Raw genomic sequence first — 24,119 nt, forward strand, 5'->3', positions numbered from 1 at the left:
GATGTTGAACTTGTTGATCCTGTATCCGCATCAGTTTTAACAGGGATGTATTCAAAATTGTCCGGATTAAAGCTTCGTGAACCAAAGAATGCTGTGTTTGCGGGAGTAATATCCGCGTTCATACCCGGGACCGGGCAGGTGTATTGCGGTAGGGTGTTGGATGGTGTATATGCGTTTATCATAAATGCTCTGGCAATATCCGCTGCATATACAAGTTTTAATGATGGTAATAATAGCGCCGGGGTGCTGATCACTACTTTGGGTATACCTTTTTATGCAGGGAATGTGGTTAATGCCGCGAATTATGCGGAAGTTAGTAACAGAAGATATCATTCTGTGGTATGTACTGGGATTGAAGAGGGGATTGAGAAAAGTGTACTTGAGGTTTTGTATCACAAAAAATGGGGGGATTCTGTAGTTAACACAAATGTACGTTATCCGTCGGTTGGGGAAGGCGCTGTAGTGTTCTATCAGAAAATAATGTCGTCTCAAAGAAGTTCTGTATGCGTATTTTATCCGTCATGTTCTGAGTACGGTAAACTGTGTATGATAAAGCATGGTGTTGCAATAGGTAGTTGTGAGGCTGCAGCGCGGATGCTGAGATGTCACTCGTCATCGTACGGGTATTATTACAAAGATGATAACGGTAAACTCGCTGATCCTGTGAATCCCATCCTTATTGATTAATATCGGGACAATTGATAAAATTAGAGTTCAGTACTTTTAAGGGTTATTTAAGGACGGGTGTTTTTATAGATGAAACCTCTGAAAATAAGTGTTTCGGGTATCCGCGGGATCGCGGGTGAAACCCTGACTCCCGAGATTGTCGTAAAATTCGCGCAGGCGTTCGGGAGTTATGTTGAATCAGGGAAGGTAATTGTTGGGCGTGATACCCGTGTATCAGGCGATATGGTGCTTTACTCTACAATGTCAGGGTTGATATCTTCCGGTTGTGAAGTTACTAGTCTTGGGATTGTGCCTACTCCAACGGTACAGTTGGCAGTCAAGCAATCAAACGCTGATGGCGGGATCGCGGTTACTGCAAGCCATAACTCTGCGGATTGGAATGCTCTCATTTTTGTACGTAACGACGGTATGTTTCTTAATACGTATCAGGGTGAAGAACTTATGGATATTTATCATGAGGAAAGTTTTGAGAAAGCGTCCTGGGATAAACTGAAAAAAGTGCGTGATGATGGTACCGCAATTGATAAGCATATAGAAACAGTTACTAATTATTTTGATGTAGAAAAAATCAGGGCAAAACGTTTTCGCGTGGCAGTGGATCTTTGTAACGGCGCGCCGGTGTTTATGACACCGAAACTGCTGGACCTTCTCGGGTGTACTGTTAGCACAATTAACGGCGAGCCTACAGGCATATTTGCGCGTGATCCTGAACCGTCAGTGAATAATCTTAATCAGTTATGTTCTGTGATGAAATCCGGGAAGGTGGATATCGGTTTTGCGCATGATGCTGACGGTGACCGCCTGGCGGTAGTGGATGAAAACGGTGTGCCGCTGGGTGAGGAGTATACCGTTGCTTTAGCGATTAAGTACTGGCTGGAATATAAGGAAAAAGGGTTGGTGGTCACAAACCTGTCAACCACACGGGCGGTGGATGATATCGCTAAGAGTTATGGCGTGCCGGTTATCCGTACAAAAGTCGGGGATGTTAATGTTACTGAAACACTGAAAAATAGTAACGGCGTTATAGGTGGAGAAGGGAATGGCGGGGTTGCGATACCCAAAATTCATTATGCACAGGATAGTTTTGCTGCGATGACGCTAATCCTGCAGTTTATGGCGGAAACCGGGTTGAAAGTGTCGGAACTTATGAAAAATCTTCCCCGGTATTATATGACTAAGAAAAAAGTTGATTGCCCGCCGGATAAAATTTATGCGATCCTCGATGAAGTACGCGAGTTGTACCATAACGAAACCGTGGATTGTCTTGATGGAATAAAAATTATACGCGCAGATGAGTGGTTGCATATACGCGCATCCGGGACAGAGCCTATAATTAGATTCATTGCGGAAGCTAAGGATCAGGCACGGGCGGAACGTATCGTTAATGATTCTATCCGCCAAATAAGGAAGTATTTGTGAGATGGCAAAAATAAGGACGTTAAAGATAAGCGTTGCGGGTGTCCGCGCAGTTGTCGGGGATACTTTAACCCCGCAGTTGATTACGAGGTTCGCTCAGGCATTTGGGACTTATAAAGCCGGAGGAAAAATTGTTGTCGGTTCTGATACCCGCGTGTCGGGTGATATGGTGAAATACGCGGTGTTCTCCGGTTTGATTGCTGCCGGGTGTGAAGTTGTTGATCTAGGAATATGCCCGGTGCCGACGTTACAGGTGATGGTGCGTGAACTTAATGTTGACGGCGGGGTGATGATTACCGCCAGTCATAACCCTGTACAGTGGAACGCGTTGAAGTTTTATAATACTGATGCAACGTTGCTGAACGCTCGGCAGGGTGAGGAGTTGCTTGATATTTATCACCAGGGTGAGTTCCGGAAAGTTACCTGGCATGAGTATAGTAAGGTTATGACGGATAAACGCGCAATTGAGACTCATATTAAACTGGTATCCGAGTTTGTTAATACTGAAGCGATACGTAAACGTAAGTTCAAGATCGCAATTGATCCGTGTAACGGCGCAGGGGCAATCGCTACACCGAAATTACTTGCTCATTTCGGGTGCGAGGTCGTTAAGATAAACGCGGAGCCTACAGGCATATTTGCGCGTAATCCTGAGCCTGTCCCAGCTAACCTCACGGGGTTGGGGCAGTTGGTGAAAGATACCGGCGCGGAGTTCGGCCTTGCGCAGGATGCTGATGCTGACCGCCTGGCGATTGTTAATGAATATGGTAATCCTATCGGTGAAGAGTATACACTGGCGTTAGCGGTGGATTATATGTTACGCCGTGCACCGGGGACTGTGGCTGTTAATCTCTCAACTTCACGTGCGATTGATGATCTTGCAAAAAAGTATGGGGTTAAGTGTTATCGCGCAAAGGTCGGGGAGATTAATGTCGTTGAAACAATGAAACGCGTGAATGCTGTTGTTGGCGGAGAAGGGAATGGCGGGGTGATTATCCCGCAGATTAATTACGGGCGGGATAGTATTGCTGGAATCAGCGTAGTGCTTGATTACCTGGCATCAACCGGGAAGAAGATCAGTGAGCTTGTTGCGGAGATGCCGCAGTATCAGATGTACAAAACAAAAATTGAGTGTTCGTCAGATAAAATATTTTCTGTGATGGAAAAACTTAAGAATGAGTATAGAAACGCGGATATTAATCTTGAGGATGGCTTAAAAATTAATTTTGAGGATTACTGGGTACACGTGCGTGCGTCAAATACTGAGCCTATTATCCGTATAATGGGTGAAGCGACGGCAATGGGGAAAGCGGAAAGCGTATGTAACGAATTCCGGGAGAAAATTGAACGCCTATGAAAATGTTTGATAACAAGTTTGTTTTTGTAACGTTGCTTGCTGTGTTCATGGTTGTATCATCACAGGTGTGTGCCTCAGGAATAGGGCCGTCTTCAATGGAGGTAAAGAATATGTTTATATCCGGTTCTGCGGATATAAGCGTTTTGGCGATTGATAATGAAACCGATTTTTCGGGGACTTACAGCGACGGGACTAACGATGATTATGAGGATGATACTAAGTCGAGGGTATTGCTGACTTACGGGTTTGATGTCGGGGATGATATCATTGTGAGGCTTGTGTTAAATAAGAATAATGATTACTGGGATTCATTGCAGGGGATGGAGAAGCTTGATAATCTTACCGCAGATATACGGGTGTATAACGCGTATTTTCAGTATAGGTACGGAATACCCGGGATTTTTGGGACAAAGTTTACCGTTGGGCGGCAGTTTTTTGGTAATCCCGGCGATCTTGCGTTGTACTTCGGGCCGGTGGATGATTTTAATCTCAGTGTTAATTCTCTGGATATGTTAAGGTTCGAAGCTGAACGGTTGTTCGGGTTTTTGGGGATTGATATGTTTGTGAGTAAACTTAATGAAGCAGCAACGTTTTCTACAACGTTGCGGAAACGTAACTGGGATACGGATCTTGTTGGAACTAAGGTTAAGGCGGAAGGGTTGTTGCCGGGAACAACTTTGGCTGTGTATTATTACGGATATTATGACCAGGCACCGGATGAAAAAAGTGTTGATGCTTTGACGCTCGTGGGGTTGCAGCTGGGTGGTATATTATTAGTTGAGAATGTAAAGTACGGGCTTGAGTTCTGCCAGGATTTTGGTGCAAAAAAAGAAACGTCAAACAGTATAGGGTCAAAAATCAGGCCGTCTTATAACGGTAACGGATTACTCGCAAACCTGTGTCTTAAGTCTAACCCGATAAACCTTGTCTTTGTTGATAATATAGTAAGTTTTACCGCGGCATACGCTTTAGGGTCGGGTGATAGTGCTGTAACTGAAGATAAGGATGAAGGGTTTTGGTCATTAAATCCTGACCTCCACTATGGCGATATTTGGTGGCGTACAGTTACGGGGTTGGGCCCTGAAAAAACGGGGTCTACCGGGTTGCAGAATAAGCAGGTTGTGGATTTAGTGCTTACCAATGAGTTCGTGGTGCCAAACAGTGAAAAACGTGTAACCGTGAGTTTGAAGTATATGAAAGTACAAAATGTTGTGGTGAGTACTGGAGATGCAGTGGCTACCTTAAACTTAGATGAGAGTAAGCATGATGTCGGTAATGAAATTGGTTTGATTATTGAAGAAGAATTTAGTAAAGCATTGTCGGTTGGTATATCGTTCAGCCAGTTTAATCCCGGTAATCGTTATACATACCGTGATAGTGTAGTAAAAACAGGGGTGTTTATCCGTTTGAAGTTTGATCATATTTTTGGTGAGAAAAAAAGCGGTGTTCTTTGGCCGGTACCGGATAATTTGGCGTCAATAAAGTAAAAAGAGTGAAGGAGAGTGTTTGTTTTATGAAAATGAGTGTTTTTTTGAGGATAGTATTTACTGCCGGCGTATGCGCTGTACTTTTGGGGGGGCCTGAGTGTATGGCTGTGGATAAAACAGAGCCTGCGGTTATTGTTCCGGAATGCAGGGCTGTATGGTACAACTTCTATATGCTTAATGTGAGTAATGAGGAAGAGTCAAAAAAACAGATTGACGAGCATTTCCGTATTATGAATGATTTAGGGATTAATACCGTGATGCCGTTGGTTAAGTATACTGACGGTACTGCGTTTTATGATAGTGATATTTTACCTAGAAAAGCAGAGTGGGATTGTTTAGCGTATTCAATAAAACAGGCACGGAAGTATAATATGGAAATTCATCCATATATCAATGTTTACTGCGAAGACGGATATTATCTTAAAGAACACCCGGAATACGGTGATCTTGATTCTGCGGGTAAACCCAACGGGTGGTCAAGCCCGGCAATTGAAGAGGTTACAAAACATAATGTTGCGGTAATAAAAGAGTTGGTTGCCAAGTATGACATAGACGGTGTGCATCTAGACCGCGTAAGGTATACCGAAAAAAATATGGGGTATAATCCTGTTAGCGTGCAGAAGTATCATGAAAAGTATAATAAGGAGCCTGACCAGAATGATCCTGATTGGACACAGTTCAGGCGTGATCTTATTTCACAGTTCGTCAAAACTGCGTATACCGAACTAAAGAAGGTTAATAAAAATATGAAGTTTTCGGTTGCTGTTTTTCATTCGCCTAAAACGTCTATACGCATTATGCAGGATTGGCCTGCCTGGGTGAAGGAAGGATGGATGGATTTTATTACCCCGATGTCGTACACGGCGACACCGGCTACGTTTGAAACTTATGTTAATGATTGTATTGCCGCAGTACAGGGTAAGATGCCGTTGTATATAGGTATCGGTGCGTATTATAAGGGAATGACACCTGAACTCCTGGCCGGGCAGATTGATTATGTGAGGAAACAAAATCTTCCCGGTATGATCTATTTTAATGCGTATTCTTTCTTCGCATCGCCTGAATTAATGGAAGTTTTAAGAGAAAAAGATAAGGTTAAGGCGGTATCCCCGCATCGTGTGCCAAAACAGAAAGAGTTTGAAGGGACAAAATAGTTTTGTCAAAAATATTTTTTTAAAGGATACAACACAATATGACCGGAAAACGGATTGATTTGTTGGTTATCGACGACCAGGTGGATATGCTGGAGTCGTTATATGACATACTGCAGGAGTACGGTTATAATGTTACCATGGTTGACAGCGGAGAAAAAGGGATTGAGCTTATTAAAAACAGGTTTTTTGACCTTGCATTAGTTGATATGCAGATGCCGGGGATCGATGGGTTGGGAACCTTCAGGGAAATTCATAAGTTTAGTCCCGCAACTAAAGTGTTGATGATGACCGCTGCGTCAATCGAGGATATGGTGAATGAAGCTCTGAAGGACGGCGCGTTTGCTGTGGTATACAAACCGTTCCAGGTGGAAAAACTTATCGATATGCTGGAACAAGCACGGACCCGGCCGGTAATTTTAGTGGCGGATGACCGCTGGGAAGACCGTGAAGTTATGAAGGATATACTAGAAGAAAAGTATACGGTTGTTACCGCGAAAGACGGTGCGGAAGCTGTGCAGTTAATTGACCGCGGGGGTGTGAATATTGTTTTCCTTGACGTACGCATGCCTGTAATGGATGGTTTCGCTGCGTTGGATGTTATTAAAAAGTCGCATCCTAATGTAGGGGTTATCATGATGACCGGATATAACATGGATGAAGGTGTAGTTGAGAATATAAAAAAAGATGCGTTTGCGCTGATGTATAAACCGTTTCATATGGAAAACGTTTTGTCATTAATAGAATCGTTGCATGAAAAAAAACAGCAGGTTAAGTCAAGTGTAGCGGAAGTGTTGTTGATAGATGACGAGGAAAATGTCAGGGAAACACTGGGAGATATTCTTACGGATGAAGGGTATAAAGTTACAACGGTGTCCACAGGCAAGGGTGCATTTGAGGAAATAAATAAAAAGTTTTTTAATCTTGTTATTACTGACTTTCATCTGCCTGATTCTACGGGGTTGGATATCGCAAAAAAAATTAAGGATGACCACGAAGATATATACATTATTTTGATGACCGGGCAGGCGTCGCTGGATATGGCGCAAAAGGCTATACAACAGGATATTTTTGATTATCTCATAAAACCGGTGAAGCCGGAAGTGTTGATTAAGACTATGAATAAAGCGTTGGATCAGCAGAGGTTGAGGTTAGAGAATAAAAAAATGATGGAAGAACTTAAGCGGATGAACGATGAGCTAAAAAAACTCGATGAGTTAAAGTCAAAATTTTTGTCGATGGTAACCCACGACTTGCGTACGCCGTTGACAAGTATAAAAGGGTATAATTCGTTGTTGCGTATGGGCCGCCGCGGGCCGGTTACTCCTGAACAGATTAAAATTCTTGAGATCATCGACAGAGAAGCTGACCATCTAAATGGTTTGATCGGTGACCTCCTCGATTTATCAAGGATTGAAGCAGGGAAGTTAAAGGTTGAGAAACAATGGGATTCTATTGCCAGTGTCATAGAAGCGGTGTTTAACCGCGTTAAGACTATTGCCGATGGTAAAGGTGTTATTATTGAAAAAGATGTACAGCAGGATATTCCCGCAATATTTATTGATCCTGCGAGGATTGAGCAGGTGCTGACTAATTTTGTTACTAATGCTACAAAACATACGAAGAGCGGGGATAAGATCATAATTATAGGTAAGTATGACGAAAAAGGTAAGAATGTTGTCGTAGAGGTTGTTGATACCGGTGAAGGTATACCGCCGCAGGAGTTAACGAAGTTGTTTAATAAGTTTTATCAGATAGAAGGCGCAATGGGTGAACGTGCTGGGTTAGGGTTGGGGCTTGCGATATGTAAGGAAATAATCAGTCTTCACCGCGGGCAGGTGTATGTGCATAGCGACGGTATTGGGCGCGGGTCAAAGTTCTGGTTTGTTATACCTGTACAGAAAAAAGAGGATGATGCCGTCTCAACGGCGAATTAAGTAGTTAAATATGAAACTGCAAGTGTTGTTAGTAAACAAAAATGTTAAGGAAACGCAGGAGATTAAGGCAGCGTTAATCACATGCGGGTATCTCGTTATTGGGGTGGTATCCCAGGAAGATGGGTTAAAGACTGTTGCCGAGATCCAGCCGGATATCGCGGTATTTGCGCAGGATGTTATGATCAATCCGGAACAATGCTGTACGTTTATGAAGGCTGATCCTAAACTTTCTAATATTCCGATTATTGTACTGGGGAATACGCAGCAACCGGAGGTTATGATCAGTGTGCTTAATGCAGGGGCGGATGATTATCTGAACCCTCCGGTATCAATACCTGAACTTATAGCCAGGATAAAGGCTATTTTACGGCGGGTGTCTATGCGCGGCGTAATTGAAGAAATTCTTAAATGCGGGGATATTGAGTTAAACCTTGCTAAGTTTCAGGTTAGGGCAAAAGATAAGGATGTTAAACTTGCGCCAAAGGAGTTTGATCTCCTCTATCTTTTAATGAAACGCAAAAATTATGTGTTATCCCGCGAGTTTTTACTGGACCGTATCTGGGGATATGATTATGAAGGTGATACGCGGACAGTGGATGTTCATATCCGCAGGTTGAGGCGTAAACTTGGCACTGCTGCGGGAAAGATTGTCCGGACTGTGCATGGCCGTGGGTATTGCGTAACAGAATAAGGTTTTTCTTGGGGAAAGGATTTATATGGTATGGCTGAAAATAAGGTTGTAAAAATTCTTATCGTCGACGATGATCCTAACATGCGCGATACGTTGACTGATGTTTTGGAACTAGATGGTTTTGTGGTGAAGTCCGCGGCATCAGGGAAGGAAGGGCTTGAGAAGTTGAAGGCAGAAAATCCTACAATGTTGATACTTGACCTCCAGCTGCCGGATATTGCAGGGCTTGAGTTATGCCAGATTATACGTAAAGACCCTGAATTTGCTGCGATACCGATACTGATGCTTACCGGAAGGTTTATCCAGGCGGATGATAAGGTTTCCGGCCTTGATCTCGGTGCGGATGAGTATCTCGTAAAACCTGTTAACCCGCCTGAACTTGTTTTGCGGATAAAGAATTTATTACGCCGGTGCGGGGTTGTGTAAGGTAATAAACCTGTCTTTCCTGATTGTTCATAAATTGTTAACATTTCCGTAACAAATCTGTAACATAAGAATACTATTAATATTGTTATATGAAAAAGTCATTTGCAGTTTTAATGGCAGCAGGGATTGTGCTGTTTTCGTTTTCCGGATTGTACGCAGCGCAATGGCGGACAACTGCAGGTTTATTGCAAGGTGGAAGGTATCACCATACGGCAACGCTATTGCCTAACGGTAAAGTACTTGTCACCGGCGGGTTTAACGGTACAACAGTTATTGCATCAGCGGAACTTTATGATGTTTATCTTCAAACATGGACTTACGCAGGGACTATGGTTGCTGCGCGGCAATATCATACGGCTACTTTGTTGCCAAATGGGAAAGTGTTGATTGTTGGAGGGGAAGATGCTTCTAGCAATTATTTGTCTTCATGCGAACTCTACGATCCGAAGACTAATGAGTGGACATCTACTAACGGGTTGGTGAAAGGACGGTCGTATCATTGCGCTGTACTTCTTAAAACCGGGAAGTTAATGGTTATTGCCGGGAAAACTTCTAGCGGCGCAACAAATACGTGTGAGGTTTATGATTATTCCAGTAATAATTGGCAGCCCGGGAGGAATATTGCTAATTCCAGGTACTCGCATTCCGCGGTTTCGCTTTCTGACGGGAATGTGTTGATTACCGGAGGATATGCTACCGGATATAATAATACTTCTGAGTTGTATGTGGCTTCATCCGATCTATGGCGTGTTGTTGGCAATATCAGCAGTGGACGGAATTATCATAATATGACATTACTGCCCGGGAATGATGTGTTGCTTACCGGCGGGACTGGTGCTTCCGGTATACTGTCATCAACGGAACGGTTTAGTGTTACAGGTGAAGTATGGGCTTCTGAAAATGCTATGAAACTTGCGCTGTGTTATCATACCACGGTATTGCTGCCAAACGATAAGGTTTTGACAATCGGAGGGTTTAGTTCAGTTGCGTCAAGTGCTTGCCAGGTATATAATTCGGTTACACATGAGTGGGTAGAACAGGAGTCTATGTTAACCGCGCGGTATTATCATACAAGCACACTGCTTCCTACCGGTCAGGTGTTGGTTGTTGGAGGGAAGTCGTCTACTTCCAGTGCAATTTCAAATTGTGAAGTATTTGATCCTCGTATTGCTGTATGTATTCCTGGCCCGGAGTTGCAGATAGCGCGTACACATGTTTCTGCTTGTTTATTGCCTTCAGGAAAAATGTTATTGGCGGGAGGTGTTAATACATCGACGATATATAATACCTGTGAAACGTATGATAGTGATAATAATACGGTGAGTCAGACTGCATATCCTATGATAAACGCGCGGGATGAGTTTGTTACAACATTACTTTTGGATGGGCGCGTACTTGCAACCGGCGGGTATACGGGTACTGGTAGAAGGAAGGAATGCGAGTTGTTCGATATTACAGAAGGGAAGTGGATTAGTACAGGTGATTTGTTGGACGAGAGAAGTTTGTATACACAGACATTGTTGCCAAACGGTGAGGTAATGGTTTCAGGAGGTATAAATAACAGCAGTGCTGCAACTAAGAAATCGGAAGTATATTCTACTGTTTGGGAATCCTGGACTGCAACGGGTGATATGACATATCTGCGGTATGGGCATACCGCTAATTTACTTGTGGATGGTAAAGTTATTGTCTGCGGAGGTTACAGCGGGACAGAAGTGTTGCCGTACTGTGAGTCTTATGATTATCAGCAAAAAAGTTGGACTTCAAAAGCACAGATGGCGGAAGCCAGGTATAATCACAAAAGTGTAGTATTGAGAGATGGAAGGTTGTTGGTTGTAGGCGGATCAAATTATAGTTCGTTAAAATCGTGTGAACTTTATAGCCCTATAGCGGATACATGGTCAACTGCTGCGAGTTTACCGGTAACTTTAGTCAATCATACACTTGTTTCACTTGATGACAAAATATTGTGTATCGGCGGGTATAACGGTAGTACTGCGGAGGATAAAATATTTGCGTATTCTGTTGGTATAGATTCTTGGGTGGAGATAGGTACACGGTTAGTGACTGCGCGGTACGGGCATACCGCCATGGTTATGCCGGATAAGTCAATACTGATTGCAGGTGGTGTGAATTCAGCCGGTACGGCTTTAAGTTCAACCGAATTGTTATATATCAGCACCGTTACTTCAACTGCGAGAAAAGATGTGGTCACCTCGTTTTCTTCGGTATATCAGTCTACAGGAACTTCTTATACCATCAACGGTACGGGATTTAATCCTGCATATGAATGCAGTTCCGGAGGGTACGGGCATATGCAGTCCGCTGCAAATATTCCTGTACTAAACTTCGTGGGTATGGATAGCGGAATATGTACGAACCATATTCCTGCAAGCTGGTCGAATACCGGGATTACTTACACATTGCCTTCGAGTTTAACTTATGGATATTATTTTGTGGATATTGTCGTTGGCGGGATTTCAGGGAAAAGGGGAATAATTAAAGTTCCGGCAATATCATCGGCACCATCCGGGTTAGTGACAAGTGATGCAGGGGAGGGTGTGAGTACAAAAGTTAATGTTTCCTGGCAATCTCCCGTAATTAATGGCGATGCTTATCAGCTGGAACGCAGCAGTAATAATACGGAATTTTTCTTTATTGCAAAACTGGAAAAATCTGTTACGTTCTATTGTGACAATTCTTTAACACCGAATACTACGTTCTGGTACCGGTTGTCAGTATTGAATTGTTCGGGTGTGTCTGCGCCGTCAAGTGCAGTTACGGGTATTACCCGGGCTGTTGTTCCTGCTGGAGCCGGTATTACAGGGATTACAGATAATTCGTTAACCATTGTATGGGGGCATAACGGGAATTCTTCACTAACCGATTATACGGTTGAGTTATCAAGCACCGGGTATTTTGTAAATACGATTAAAACGTCAGGATGGATTAGAAATACAAGTTATAATTTTACAGGGTTGGCGCCTAATACCAGTTATTATGCTTATATTAAAGCGCGGAGTTTTGCGGGGTATGAAACTTCGTGGGGTGTATTAAGTACAACGATGACTTTAGCAAGTGTGCCTTCAGTGCCTGTTATTGTATCCGTGAGTAGTACAGCAGTCAGGGTTAGTTTGGGTACTGATCTTAATCCCGGGTATACCCAGTACGCTGTTGTTGTAAGTAGTGATAGTAATACTTCTTACTATATCACCTCCGCGGGGGGTATCGGGTCTGTGCCGTACTGGCAGGCATTAGCCGATTGGAATACCGGCGAGGGGTTTACGGTTACCGGATTAAAACCTAATACACAGTATTACGCAAGAGTTAAAGCCAGGAATAACTGGGCTGTGCCTGTAGAAACAAGTCCCGGGGTTGCAAGTTCAAAGTATACACACGCAACGGTAGTAGGAGGTGTGGTGTCCACAGTTAGTCCGGATACTTTGAAGCTTGTTATAAATGATGTGTATAATTCAACTTTCACTAAGTACGCAATCGCAATATCTTCTACCGGCTGGACATATTATCAGTATATAAGTTCCTCAGGTGTTTTTGCTTCAACGGCAGTATGGAATACAAGGACGGGTTGGGGTGAGGCTGTTGGGTTTGATATTAAAGGACTCAGCCCGAATGTGTATTATATTGTGCGGTTAAAATCAATTAACGATGACCCGTCTTCTCCTGTGGAAACGGAATTCGGGGGTTTCATTGGTAAATATACCACTGCATTACCTCCGTCAAAGCCCGGGGTGGGATATGGGAGAGATAGTATTACCCTGAAATACTATTATGAAATACTTTTCTCTACTTCCGACGGTAATCCCGGGAGTACAGAATATGCAGTTTTTGTGGCGACCGGAGTGAACTTGTTTTATCTGCAGGGAGACGGGACAGCAGGCGGTGCGCCTGTATGGAAGACACGCGAGGTGTGGGGGAGTAATAGTCAAAACTATCATAAAGGTATGAGTGTAGGCGATGAAATGGTTTATTATCTGAAAGCGCGGAATGGTGATTTGGTGGAGACTAATAATTCACCGATGACTGTTGGAAGGTTTGTAATTGAAAATTCTGAAAGAAAACGTGATGTAGATAAAGATGGGGTTTTGGAAATCGCGTACTTCGGGGAGTTTGGGTTTAATAGATTTGAAGATCCCGGCGGGAATATAGTATCTGTTTCTTCCTCCTCAAATTATGACGGTGATGGAAGATTTGAGCATTTAATAAATTATAATAACGCGCAGGCGTGGGTATATTGGAATCCGGATACTGATATTTATACACAAGCGGGGATTATCGATGTTAATAAAGATGGATACCCGGATATTCTTATCGACGTGAATGCGGATGCTGTGTATGACAAAATAGTTATTTCCAATAATAGTAGTTCAATTGCGGAGAGTGTTTTAATCACGTATGTGGCAGATCTTGATGGAGATGGCATGCCAAATATATGGGAGGCGGAGAAAGGGTTTAACGCGCTGGATTCTTCTGATGCAGGGGTGGATAGTGATAGTGACGGGTTAATTAATTTGGAAGAATACAAAAATAGTGTTGATCCATGGAAAGTGGATACCGACGGCGGAGGGGTGAGTGACGGGAGAGAGGTCTTGGTTGATAAAACGAGTCCCGCTAACAAGGATGATGATAGGATTAATGAACAGCTTCTGATTCCGGGTGATGTAACTGCGGGGATCACTAAAACATTTGTATTTCCAAAAGAATTGGATCCGGGGAAAGAGTATGTCGCTAAAATTAAGTTGGATACCGAATATTCAAGTGTTCTGGTAAAAAGTGTAGTCAGGAATTCTAAGTTTTATGAGTGGGATGGTAAAAATATGGATGGTGTGTTATTACCGTCAGGAAGGTATGAGCTTGTTCTTGAGAATGACGGTGTGATGGTTTCACGGAGTTATGTTTTACTGGTGACCTATAGTGTTACTTCTAACCTGCAACAACTTAGGGTTGGCCCGAATCCGTGGAGTATCAGTTCCGGGATACCGGTGAAGCTGTTTTTCTTGCCTGTTAATACAAAAATTGAAGTAAGTATTTATTCAGTAAGCGGTGAGCTTGTGTGCCGGGTAAAACCGGAAAATATTTTTTCATTGCTTGGTTACGCTGTATGGGATGGGAAAAATGAGTATAGCCAGGTTGTGTGTCCCGGTATGTATATCATTGAAGTGTTAGAGACATCAGCAGATGGTAAACAACAGGGGGCTGTGTTGAAACGGTTAGGAGTTGTTGAGTAAGGAAAGGTTTATGAAGAAATCGCAGGTAATAGGTATTTTATTTTTATTATTGTCAGCCAGTGCTTCACAGGTTATCGGGATACCTGCGGCTAATACAGGGACAACAGCAGGGAGTGTATTAAAACTTGAGGTTGATACCCGGGGAATGGGGATGGGAAAAGTTTTTGGGATTGTATCCCAGAGTATGGCGTCGTCATATTCGCATCCTGCCGGTCTTGCATGGTTTGATAATTCTGTTGAGTATAAAAAGCCGTATAGGGTACTATCAGAATTTTCGTATACCGACTGGCTTGCCGGGATGAAGTATAGTTATGTTGCTGCGGCGGTTGGGTTAGGGGAACTTGGGCGTATAGCGTTTCATAATGTGTGCCTTATATCCGGCGAGATTGAACGTGCTGACGCACAGGGGAATACTATAGGTAAGTTTGATGCCAGCAGCGTTGTTGCGGCAGTTACCTGGTCAAAGTATTTGTTGAAGAATGTTGCGGTTGGGATAAATGTAAAGTATTTACATGAAATGGTGGATACAAGTTTTGCACCGGGGATGGGTGTTGATATCGAAGGGTTGTTACAGACAAGTGATAATTGCCATTTTTGGAGCGCAGCATTGCGGAATCTCGGGATAATGGGATATACAGTATCCGGTGTAAAATTTACTCCTGCGGAATTGAGGGTGGGGTATACGTATATTAAGAAGGATGTCGGGTACGGTAAGTTGGTTACTGTAAGCGAAGCTGTGCTTGCTTCAGATAATATGCCGTTGTTTGGGCTTGGGTTTGAGTACGTTTTCCGTAACACAATGTCTCTACGGGTGGGGTATCAGTATAAACTTGGGGGTAATGATGTGCAGTCTTCCATAACCGGGTTAACACTTGGAACAGGTGCAGTGTTTGCGGGGAGAGTGTTGTTTAACTACGCGTATGTGCCGTACGGTTGGTTAGGGGAAGTTCATAGGATAAGTTTGGGGTTAAGGTTTTGAGGATTAATAATAAAATAAAACTTAAGTATTGCGGGTTCCGCGTGTTTATCACCATGGAATTGATAGTTTTATTGTTATCGGCAGGGAAAGTGCGTGCGTTTGATTATAGTTTTGATACCGCACGGTCAGCTGCGATGAATGGTTCATATTGCGCGGTGAGTAATAACGCCGGAGCGGTATTTTATAATCCTGCGGGTTTAGCGGATCTTTACTTATTTAATATTCAGGGGTTGACGAATGTTATTGGGCTGACGGATAAATGGGTGACTGATAAGATTCAAACCGGTATCAATGTTCAGGTGCCGTTAAGGTTGAATAGTACGTTTGGTATCGCATATGTCCGTAATTCTGCGGGAGTAGTAGCTGATTATGAGCAGTTGGTGATAAATAATTATTCTTTGTCAATATCCCCGAACTTGTTTGCCGGAATCAATGTTAAGTACGGACAGTATAATCCCGTAGCGGGGTATAACGCGCGGGTTACCGGTTTTGATATTGGTGTGATTACTAAGTCAATGATGCCGGCTATTAAGTCTAAACTTAATTTAGGTTTATCAATACAAAATATTTTGGGTAAGATGGAATGGAATACCGGGAGTAAAGAATCTGTGCCGGTTAATACTAAGGCGGGATGCGCGTTGTTCGTTGGCAAGGATTTAATGTTGGGGTACGAAATGGATTTAGTGGACCACGTTGTATTCCATCAGTTCGGCGCGGAGTATAGTATCGGGACTTTATTTAGTTGGAGGTTGGGGTATAAATTTGATCCTGAAGAAAGGAATGACGCGTTCTCTACCGGCGTGGGGGTTAGGATTGGGAATGTCGGGATTGATCTCGGATGGAAATACCGTCTTACGGTTGAGGCAGGGCACGCAAATAGTTATTTTCTTAATCTAAACTTTATCCCGGGACAGTTGGGGATTTATCAAATTGGTAATCCATTTTTCTCAACTAAGCAAATATCTCCGAATAATGACGGGGTTAATGATAAATTTTCAATTTTTACTGACGGCGCGAAAGTCAGTGCATGGAAGCTTGTTGTGAAATCAAAAAAAGGTGAGATTGTCAGGGTGTTGGAAGGTGAGGAAAAACTGGTAACTGAAATTCAGTGGGATGGGAAGAATGAAGATAATGTCTATGTCGCGGAAGGTGATTACCAGTACAACTTTAATATTATAGGGTTACAGGATGATGTTTATAATGATAAAGGTACGGTGTTCGTGGATTATACAAAACCGTTTATCCAGGTGTCAGTTTTCCCGGCTATACTAGAACTTAATGCCAGGAGTAAAAACAAGCTCGCAATTAGTATTGATATCGCGGATAATGTGAAAGTAGATACATGGGAAGTATCAATTTTGGACTCCGGGAGGTCGGTTGTCAAGTGGTATGACGGTAAAGAGGATGCAAAAAAGGTTATTGAGTGGGATGGCAAGGATCAGCATTATAATAGGTTTGTTGACAACGGGAAGTATAGGGTGCAGGTTAAGGCTATTGATTCCGCGGGAAATGGTATCGTCAGGGAAACACAATTCGAGGTAAAAGGCGAAGGTGTTGTTGTTTCACAGGTTGCTGTGGTGCGCGAAGAAAAAAAGGAACCCGTAAAAGAAGTTACAGAACAAAGAAGTGTAAGGGAAAACGTTAAGCCTGCCGTTAGTGTTCCTCCAGCGGTGTTTAAGAGCGATACAAATGAAGGGTTGAAACATAAAGTTCTGTTCCCCGCGGGGAGTATCGAAATTGTTCCTAGTTCGAACCGCGTGATGGAACGCGTAGTGCGGACACTCACAACGTATCCCCGTCAAAAAGTTGTGGTGATCGGGTACTGCGACCCTAATGAATCTAATGTAGACGATCTTGCGCGTCAACGCGCGGATGTTGTCCAGCAGATGTTGGCCCAGCGCGGGATTAAGGCTGAAAGAATTAAGGTGGAATCGCGCGGTGCGAAGAATGTTGACGGGGATAGCCGTACCGCGGACGGGCAGGCAAGAAATAGGCGTGTTGAGATAGTTTTTGTTGAATAATAAATTTTTTTGTGGAGGAGATTAATTAATGAACACCCGCGGGCGGTTGTTGTACAAAATGTTGGGATTTTTCTTGGCGCTTGCGTTGGTACCGTTGTTGTTTACACGGTTACAGTTGGTAAGTGTATCAAAAAAATCGATGAAGCAGGACAGTTTGGCGTTACAAAACGGTATTGCGCAGCGCGCAAGCGGGAATGTTCTTGAGTATATCGCCAATATAAAAAATATGTTGTTCGTTATCCAGGGTTCTGATGCGTTTATGTCAATGTCGCCGGGATTGCATAAGCAGATGTATTACGGCCTTGCGGAGTCATACCCGTTATTTATGGAAATAGTTACTGTATCAAAGGACGGGAGGGAGCTCTCAAGATTTACACGCGGCGGGGGAGAGAATATTACCCGTGAATACAGGCAGATTATAAGGGAAGTTGAGGAAAAAGGTGAGTATATAAGTAAGGTAAGGTTCACGGCGGAAGGGTATCCCGTAGTAGCTATTGCTGTTACTATCGGGGATTATCCTGATAATAAAGGGATGATTTTTACGGAAGTTAACCTTATAAGCCTGGGGTTACAGGTGTTTAAGGATATTAAGATCGGGAAACAGGGATTTGCGTATCTTATAGATGAGAACGGCGCGTTGATTGCCCGAAGCGATATCGCTGATACACAGGATTTTGTGTCACGTAAGGATGATTTCCGGCAGTCGCCTATTGTGAAACTTATTCTTGATAAGAACAAGCCGCAACAAAAAAATGTGTTCCAGCTGCTCGGTGAGGGGATGGATGCAAGCGGAAGAAAAAATGAGGGCGGTGAATTTGTTGATCCTAAAACCAGGAAGAGGTTGTTAGGGAGTTATGCTGAAGTGAAAAGTGAATTTGCGGGGTTACCCTGGTGGGTGGTGGTGCAACAGCCAATAAGTGAAGCGTATGCTACAGCTAATAAGATGGAAACCAGGATTAATATATACATGCTGATTGTTATGATTATAACCGTAGTACTGGGTTTTATTTTTACAAGATACCTTGTGGATCCTATAAAGTTACTGCAAAAAGAAAGTGAGAAACTTAAGAAAGGTGACTTCAACGTTCTTGTGTCCGTTAATACTAATGATGAAATCAGTGAGCTTGCGGATACGTTTACTCAGATGGCGAAGTCGTTGAAAGACAGGACGGGGCAGTTACAGAACGCTAAGAAAGAGCTGGAACATCTTAATAAAGACCTTGATCATCTTAATAAGAACCTTGAACATCTGGTGGATGAACGAACTAAGCAGTTGAGGGAAGCACAGGAGGAGTTGGTTAAACGTGAACGCCTCGCAGCTGTCGGGCAGATGGCTAATATTATCGGGCATGAAATACGTAATCCATTGAGTATTATTAATAATTCAGCATATTATATTAAAACTAAACTCGTGAAGCTTGAAGGGCAGATGGATGAAAAGGTTGTTAAGCATATCGGTATTATTGAGAAAGAAATTGAGAATTCAAATAAAATTATTAATGATCTCCTGGGATTTTCGCGGACCCGTGAGTTAAAAGCGGTATATATGAACGCTAATGAAATATTTGATGAGATCGCGCTTGTGTTACCGGTCCCGGCTAATGTAAAACTCGTACAAAATCTTGACCCTAATCTCTCCATGACGATGATTGACCGTGATGAAATGCGGCAGGTGTTACTCAACCTCATTGGTAATGGTATACAGGCAATGGAGAACGGCGGGACTGTTACAACATCAACTATGGTTGTCACTGACAAAGCGTACCTGAAGACGTTTACGGATAAACCCGCGGCGATTAGGTTGGAAGTTACGGATACCGGCAGCGGTATACCTCCGGATATTCTTGAAAAAATATTTCAGCCGTTTTTTACTACTAAGAGCAAAGGTACGGGTTTAGGCCTTGCTGTTGTGCAGCGGGTGACTGACCGGCATAAAGGAAAACTTGAAGTAAAATCTGTTGTCGGTCAGGGGACGAGTTTCTTTATGTTTATCCCTGTTACCGATCATATACCCGTACAACCACCCCAGCAGGGGTAGGGGTTGTATAGTAACCGTTTGGATATTATTAACAAAATATTTTATGAGTAAGGACAAAAAAAATGGATAACAATGTTATTGAATTAGGGAATAGGTTGGAACTGTTCATTGATAATTTTATTGTAGAAAACCATAACGGTACGGCGTTGAAGTTGCATACGCCTGTGGTTAAAGAAAAAGTTGTTGAGTTTAACTCGCCATGGGACGGGCCGCATAGTACCTATGTAACTATTTTCGAGGATAAACCCGCAGGGGTATACCGTATGTACTACCGTGGCGGGCCGTTAGATATCAAGGCGTTGGAAGGAACGACGTATGCAAAGTTTTATCAGGGCGTACCGGACCGGCAAAGGTCAATTGAAGTAACATGTTATGCTGAGAGTAAAGATGGGATTCACTGGGTCAAACCTAACCTCGGGCTGTTTGAGTTTGAAGGAAGTAAGAATAATAATATTGTGTATATGGGCCAACCGTCAACAAATTTTGTGCCGTTTATCGATACAAATCCTGTGGTTAAAGACGGGCAACGGTATAAAGCAGTTGCCGGGGGTCGGGGGTTGTACGCGTACTGTTCTTCTGACGGGTTGAATTGGGAAAGAATATGGCCTGAACCCGTTGTGCTATTAAGGCTTGAAAAACTTGGATTTATACCAGATAAAAAATGTGGCGGGTTTGATTCCCAAAATGTTGCGTTCTACGATTCCACACGGGGATGTTATGTTTGTTATTACCGCGTGAATATTGATGGGTTTAGGTATATCGTAAGGTCAATGTCTTCTGATTTTCTTAACTGGTCAGATCCTGTAATGCTGGACTACGGTGATACTGAAAAAGAACAGTTTTATACCAACGCTATAACGCCGTATCCGCGGGCGCCGCATATACTGCTTGCGTTCCCGAAACGGTTTCATTCAACAAGAAAGTATGTCACGGAACATAAGGTCGTAGGTGTGTCCGACGGGGTGTTTATGTCCAGCCGTGACGGGGTGAGGTTCGACCGCGGGTTTATGGAAGCGTTCTTCCGTCCTGGCCGGGATCGTTCCAACTGGACCGACCGTAATAATATGGCAGCATTCGGGGTGTTGCAACTTCAGCCGGATGAGGTGTCGGTGTTTTATACCCAGCATTATCGTCATGCAACGAATTGTCTTGTCCGTACAACTGTGCGGGCTGACGGGTTTGTGTCTGTCAACGCACCACATGCAGGCGGGGAGTTAGTGACAAAACCGCTGAAGTTTACCGGTGATAAGTTGGTGATAAACTATGCGACATCGGCTGTGGGATATATTAAAATTGAGTTACAGGATGAAAACGGTAACGCGATTCCAAACTATACGCTGGATGATGCTACAGAACTTTATGGCGACGATATCGAGTGTGTATACACCTGGAAATCCGGCTCATCTGTCGCAGTACTCGCAGGAAAGCCTGTCCGTCTGCGGATCGTCATGAAAGACGCTGATTTGTATTCTATCAGACTTAGTTGATAAAGTAATGCTATGAAATCACTTGGTTTTGGTGAAGTTTTATGGGATGTTATTAAAGGACGGGCGTATTTAGGCGGTGCCCCGTTTAACCTCTCAGCGCATCTTTCAAAGTTGGGGAGCGAGTCATATATTATCTCCCGGGTGGGTAATGACAAAAGAGGTAAAAGTGTTTTATCAGCGGTAAAACGGTTAAAAGTTAATTCGTCACTGATACAGGTTGATACCAGTCATCCTACCGGAACTGTAGATGTGTACTTATCTTCTAGTGGGCAGCCGGAGTATACTATCAATACCAATGTTGCTTATGATTTTATTGAGCTCAAGCCTGAACTAGTAAGAAAAATTGAGTCTGTTGCATTTGATGTTTTTTGTTTCGGTACGCTTGCACAGCGTGCGGAAGTCAGCCAGGGTACATTGTATAAATTATTAAGGATTGTAAATAGTAAACATGTTTTCTACGACGTTAATCTCCGGAAAAAGTGTTATTCAAAACAAACGGTTATAGATTCATTACATTATGCAAACATTATGAAACTAAATGACGTAGAAACTAAAGTGTTATCAGCCCTGCTTTATAAAAAAAGTTTTAGTAATAAGGAGTTTGCTTTAAAAATAATGAATGATTATGCTGTGAAAGTTGTTTGTATAACAAAAGGCGAAGACGGGTGCGCTGTCGGTTACAAAAATGTGTATTGTGAGATACCGGGTATAAAAACCAGGGTTAAAGACGCGGTTGGGGCTGGTGATGCTTTCAGTGCAGGGTTTTTATCAAAATATTGCCGCGGGTATGATCCTTTTGAATCCGCAGTATTTGCTAATAAAATCGGGGCGTATGTAGCTTCAAAAACGGGTGCTATTCCCAGGTACGGGGAAAAAATTGTAACAGGATGGGGTTAAGTGAAACCGCTGTGTACCCGGTAAATGATTAAACAGGCACTACCTTTTCAAAAGTAGAGTTTCTATCTTTACTATAATCACTGATAGTTGTTCAACTAAAGGTTTGATGATTCTGGGATTTTTGTCTTTCCCTGCAGATTCAAGTTTAATGCCGAGTTGCGAAATTTGTTCGATTCCGAACATTGTGCCGCTGCCACGTAAATTATGGCCAATCCGCTGAATAGTGGCATAATCGCCGGTTTCCAGGGATTGTTTCAGGAGTTCAAGGTCTTTGTTTTTTTCTTGGATAAAAAAGGGAATTAATTCTTTAACCTGAGCATCAGTGTTATTGATCACTGTTTCAATATCTTTGTTGTTTGGTGTATCACCATGGGTATCTCTGGTTAGTAATTGTCCTATTTTAGTCAGTAATTCAGCAGGGCTATAGGGTTTAATAACAAAATCATCAGCGCCGATATTCAACGCTTTATCTTTGATATCTTCCGCGGATGCGCTTAATACTATAACAGGTATATGTTTTAATTCATTGTTGTTTTTGAGTAATCTGCAGACCTCCGCACCGCTTAACTCCGGTAAGTTGAGGTCAAGTAGGATCAGGTTCGGATGTGCTGTACTTGCGAGTTCCAACCCTTTTACGCCATCGTTGGCAGTGATAACCTCGTACCCGGCTTTTGATAGCCTGATTGTTGCAACTTTAAGAATATTCGGTTCATCATCAATAATTAGTATCTTTATTGACATATTATTTCATTTCTCCTGTCCGCTAACCTGCAAATATTTTGTCTTTATCATAAGCTGATGATATTGAAATACTGTCTTTTTCGGTGAACTTAACTGCGTTATCGTATAATTATATACACAAATTATGGTTTTTCCTATATTTATAAAAAACAAAGTGGATGCTTCATATAATCTGTGTAAGAAAGGTTGTTAACATTATTGACTTATTGAATATGAATGATAAAATAATAGTGCAGTAGAAAATGTGAATTTGGTAGTTTAATGAAAGGATAGTGTGTAAATATATGGTTAATCGTGATGCCAAGATGAATAAACAAATATTTTTTGGGTTGGTATTGTGGTCAATACTTGCAGCGATAGCGTACTTTTTGAATAATTATTTCAATGGTAAACCTGTAATCAGCACTAATTATTCAATGTTTAAACTTATAGGTATCATTGCGGTAATATTTTTGATTGCCGATATCTTAAGAATAGCTACCTACTGGTTAATGACACGTCAGCATAAGCCTCAGGCTGAAGGTTCAATGATCGGGCAGATGTATCAGTTACTGGCGATACTGTTAAGCATCCTCGCTATAGCGGATAGTTTAGGGAAACTTACGGCGTTCGGGACGTTTCTTTCATTATTCGGGGGGATGTTGTTAGGATGGTCACTACAGGCGCCGGTAAGCGGGTTCGCTGCATGGGTGTTGGTCTCACTTAAGCGTCCTATCCGCCCGGGTGATCGCGTACAGTTCCCAAGCCTCGGCCTTATTGGCGACGTCAAGGGGTTTGATATCATGCATACAACGCTTAATCAGGTGGGGGGTACTGTCGGTAGTGAGGAAGCTGTAGGGCGCTATATCCTCGTTCCTAACGCTATGCTGTTCAGCCAGGTGATTATTAATTATACCGTTACACAGGAAGCGGCGTATATGCTTGATGAGGTTGTTATACGTATAACGTATGATTCAAACTGGGATGTTGCGGAAAAAATATTGGTTGATGCTGCGAGTGAGGTGACCAAGGATATTATTGCTGCGACAGGGAAACAGCCTTACATACGTTCCGACTGGTATGATTACGGCGTGTACTTGCGGCTGAGGTTCCAAACCAAGGTGATGGAACGTGTGGAAGTGCAGTACAAAATTATGAAAAAAATATTTGAGGAGATACAGAACGCGCCGTCAGTGGATCTTGCGATACCGTATGTGTATTCTTACCGTGCAGGCGCGGATAAGAAGGATGCGGATGCTGCAGCGGTTATTTCTGATAAAGAACTTAAGTATATGCGCGAGATTGATATTTCGCATATCCGTCCGACGGTACAAACCGGTGTTGACCAGGAAGAAGTAAAAAAACTTATCGAAAGTATTACTTCAAAAGGGTTGTTACAGCCTATTATGGTGATCCAGAACCCAAGAGACGGGGTTTATGATATACTGGCCGGTAATCTCAGGTATGAAGCGTGTAAACAGTTGGGATGGAAAACTATTTCCGCGATTGTGAAACCGCTGGAACCTGAGAAAAACCATCATTAAATACATATCTTTAGCATGAAGAAAGTTCTTGCACA

16 protein-coding genes are annotated in these 24,119 nt (G+C 42.8%); 15 read left to right on the forward strand and 1 reads right to left on the reverse strand.

Annotated features, from left to right (window positions below; all coding sequences use genetic code 11):
* The 14 genes from yidD to WC955_08775 all read left to right on the forward strand — a co-directional run.
* Positions 1-687, forward strand: a 687-nt coding sequence (gene yidD, locus WC955_08710) for a membrane protein insertion efficiency factor YidD (protein ID MFA5859135.1), incomplete at its 5' end; no start/stop codon positions are given.
* Between the two features lie 69 nt (positions 688-756).
* Positions 757-2,106, forward strand: coding sequence for a phosphoglucosamine mutase (gene glmM, locus WC955_08715; GenBank protein MFA5859136.1), 1,350 nt, complete (start codon positions 757-759; stop codon positions 2,104-2,106).
* Position 2,107: 1 nt separating this feature from the next.
* Positions 2,108-3,460, forward strand: a complete 1,353-nt coding sequence (gene glmM, locus WC955_08720) for a phosphoglucosamine mutase (protein ID MFA5859137.1) — start codon at positions 2,108-2,110, stop codon at positions 3,458-3,460.
* Positions 3,457-4,947, forward strand: coding sequence for a hypothetical protein (locus tag WC955_08725; protein MFA5859138.1), 1,491 nt, complete (start codon positions 3,457-3,459; stop codon positions 4,945-4,947). Before glmM (WC955_08720) ends, WC955_08725 begins: the two co-directional genes overlap by 4 nt.
* Positions 4,948-4,973: 26 nt before the next feature.
* Positions 4,974-6,101 carry a family 10 glycosylhydrolase gene (locus WC955_08730; GenBank protein ID MFA5859139.1) on the forward strand — a complete coding sequence of 376 codons (1,128 nt, stop codon included), beginning with the start codon at positions 4,974-4,976 and terminating at the stop codon, positions 6,099-6,101.
* Between the two features lie 38 nt (positions 6,102-6,139).
* Positions 6,140-8,035 carry a response regulator gene (locus WC955_08735; GenBank protein ID MFA5859140.1) on the forward strand — a complete coding sequence of 632 codons (1,896 nt, stop codon included), beginning with the start codon at positions 6,140-6,142 and terminating at the stop codon, positions 8,033-8,035.
* 10 nt (positions 8,036-8,045) lie between these two features.
* A complete protein-coding gene (locus WC955_08740; GenBank protein ID MFA5859141.1) occupies positions 8,046-8,726 on the forward strand; it encodes a response regulator transcription factor in 681 nt (226 codons plus the stop codon).
* Between the two features lie 30 nt (positions 8,727-8,756).
* Positions 8,757-9,152, forward strand: coding sequence for a response regulator transcription factor (locus WC955_08745; protein ID MFA5859142.1), 396 nt, complete (start codon positions 8,757-8,759; stop codon positions 9,150-9,152).
* A gap of 89 nt (positions 9,153-9,241) precedes the next feature.
* Positions 9,242-14,398, forward strand: a complete 5,157-nt coding sequence (locus WC955_08750; protein ID MFA5859143.1) for a kelch repeat-containing protein — start codon at positions 9,242-9,244, stop codon at positions 14,396-14,398.
* Positions 14,399-14,408: 10 nt separating this feature from the next.
* Positions 14,409-15,377, forward strand: coding sequence for a PorV/PorQ family protein (locus WC955_08755; protein MFA5859144.1), 969 nt, complete (start codon positions 14,409-14,411; stop codon positions 15,375-15,377).
* Complete coding sequence (locus WC955_08760; GenBank protein MFA5859145.1) at positions 15,374-17,398, forward strand: OmpA family protein; 2,025 nt, start codon at positions 15,374-15,376, stop codon at positions 17,396-17,398. The genes WC955_08755 and WC955_08760 overlap by 4 nt, the downstream gene beginning before the upstream one ends.
* Before the next feature lie 28 nt (positions 17,399-17,426).
* Positions 17,427-19,436 (forward strand): ATP-binding protein, encoded by a 2,010-nt coding sequence (locus WC955_08765; GenBank protein MFA5859146.1) that lies wholly within the window; start codon positions 17,427-17,429, stop codon positions 19,434-19,436.
* Positions 19,437-19,498: 62 nt separating this feature from the next.
* Positions 19,499-20,923 carry a hypothetical protein gene (locus WC955_08770; GenBank protein ID MFA5859147.1) on the forward strand — a complete coding sequence of 475 codons (1,425 nt, stop codon included), beginning with the start codon at positions 19,499-19,501 and terminating at the stop codon, positions 20,921-20,923.
* A 12-nt stretch (positions 20,924-20,935) separates the two neighbouring features.
* Positions 20,936-21,820, forward strand: coding sequence for a carbohydrate kinase (locus WC955_08775; protein ID MFA5859148.1), 885 nt, complete (start codon positions 20,936-20,938; stop codon positions 21,818-21,820).
* Between the two features lie 39 nt (positions 21,821-21,859).
* Here the strand turns inward: WC955_08775 and WC955_08780 are convergent, their stop codons facing one another.
* On the reverse strand, positions 21,860-22,561 hold the full coding sequence (locus tag WC955_08780) for a response regulator (protein MFA5859149.1): 702 nt from the start codon (positions 22,559-22,561) through the stop codon (positions 21,860-21,862).
* Between the two features lie 284 nt (positions 22,562-22,845).
* On the opposite strand from WC955_08780, the gene WC955_08785 reads away from it, so the two are divergent.
* Positions 22,846-24,084: a ParB N-terminal domain-containing protein gene (locus WC955_08785; GenBank protein ID MFA5859150.1), complete on the forward strand. Its 1,239-nt coding sequence runs from the start codon at positions 22,846-22,848 to the stop codon at positions 24,082-24,084.
* Positions 24,085-24,119: the final 35 nt, after the last annotated feature.

The sequence above is a fragment of the Elusimicrobiota bacterium genome (assembly GCA_041658405.1).
GTDB lineage: Bacteria > Elusimicrobiota > UBA5214 > JBBAAG01 > JBBAAG01 > JBBAAG01.

Bases quoted from the DNA above. Each gene is read 5' to 3' on its own strand.
- glmM (MFA5859136.1), top strand. From the start codon at position 757: ATGAAACCTCTGAAAATAAGTGTTTCGGGTATCCGCGGGATCGCGGGT.
- glmM (MFA5859137.1), top strand. From the start codon at position 2,108: ATGGCAAAAATAAGGACGTTAAAGATAAGCGTTGCGGGTGTCCGCGCA.
- WC955_08725 (MFA5859138.1), top strand. From the start codon at position 3,457: ATGAAAATGTTTGATAACAAGTTTGTTTTTGTAACGTTGCTTGCTGTG.
- WC955_08730 (MFA5859139.1), top strand. From the start codon at position 4,974: ATGAAAATGAGTGTTTTTTTGAGGATAGTATTTACTGCCGGCGTATGC.
- WC955_08735 (MFA5859140.1), top strand. From the start codon at position 6,140: ATGACCGGAAAACGGATTGATTTGTTGGTTATCGACGACCAGGTGGAT.
- WC955_08740 (MFA5859141.1), top strand. From the start codon at position 8,046: ATGAAACTGCAAGTGTTGTTAGTAAACAAAAATGTTAAGGAAACGCAG.
- WC955_08745 (MFA5859142.1), top strand. From the start codon at position 8,757: ATGGCTGAAAATAAGGTTGTAAAAATTCTTATCGTCGACGATGATCCT.
- WC955_08750 (MFA5859143.1), top strand. From the start codon at position 9,242: ATGAAAAAGTCATTTGCAGTTTTAATGGCAGCAGGGATTGTGCTGTTT.
- WC955_08755 (MFA5859144.1), top strand. From the start codon at position 14,409: ATGAAGAAATCGCAGGTAATAGGTATTTTATTTTTATTATTGTCAGCC.
- WC955_08765 (MFA5859146.1), top strand. From the start codon at position 17,427: ATGAACACCCGCGGGCGGTTGTTGTACAAAATGTTGGGATTTTTCTTG.
- WC955_08770 (MFA5859147.1), top strand. From the start codon at position 19,499: ATGGATAACAATGTTATTGAATTAGGGAATAGGTTGGAACTGTTCATT.
- WC955_08775 (MFA5859148.1), top strand. From the start codon at position 20,936: ATGAAATCACTTGGTTTTGGTGAAGTTTTATGGGATGTTATTAAAGGA.
- WC955_08780 (MFA5859149.1), bottom strand. From the start codon at position 22,561: ATGTCAATAAAGATACTAATTATTGATGATGAACCGAATATTCTTAAA.
- WC955_08785 (MFA5859150.1), top strand. From the start codon at position 22,846: ATGGTTAATCGTGATGCCAAGATGAATAAACAAATATTTTTTGGGTTG.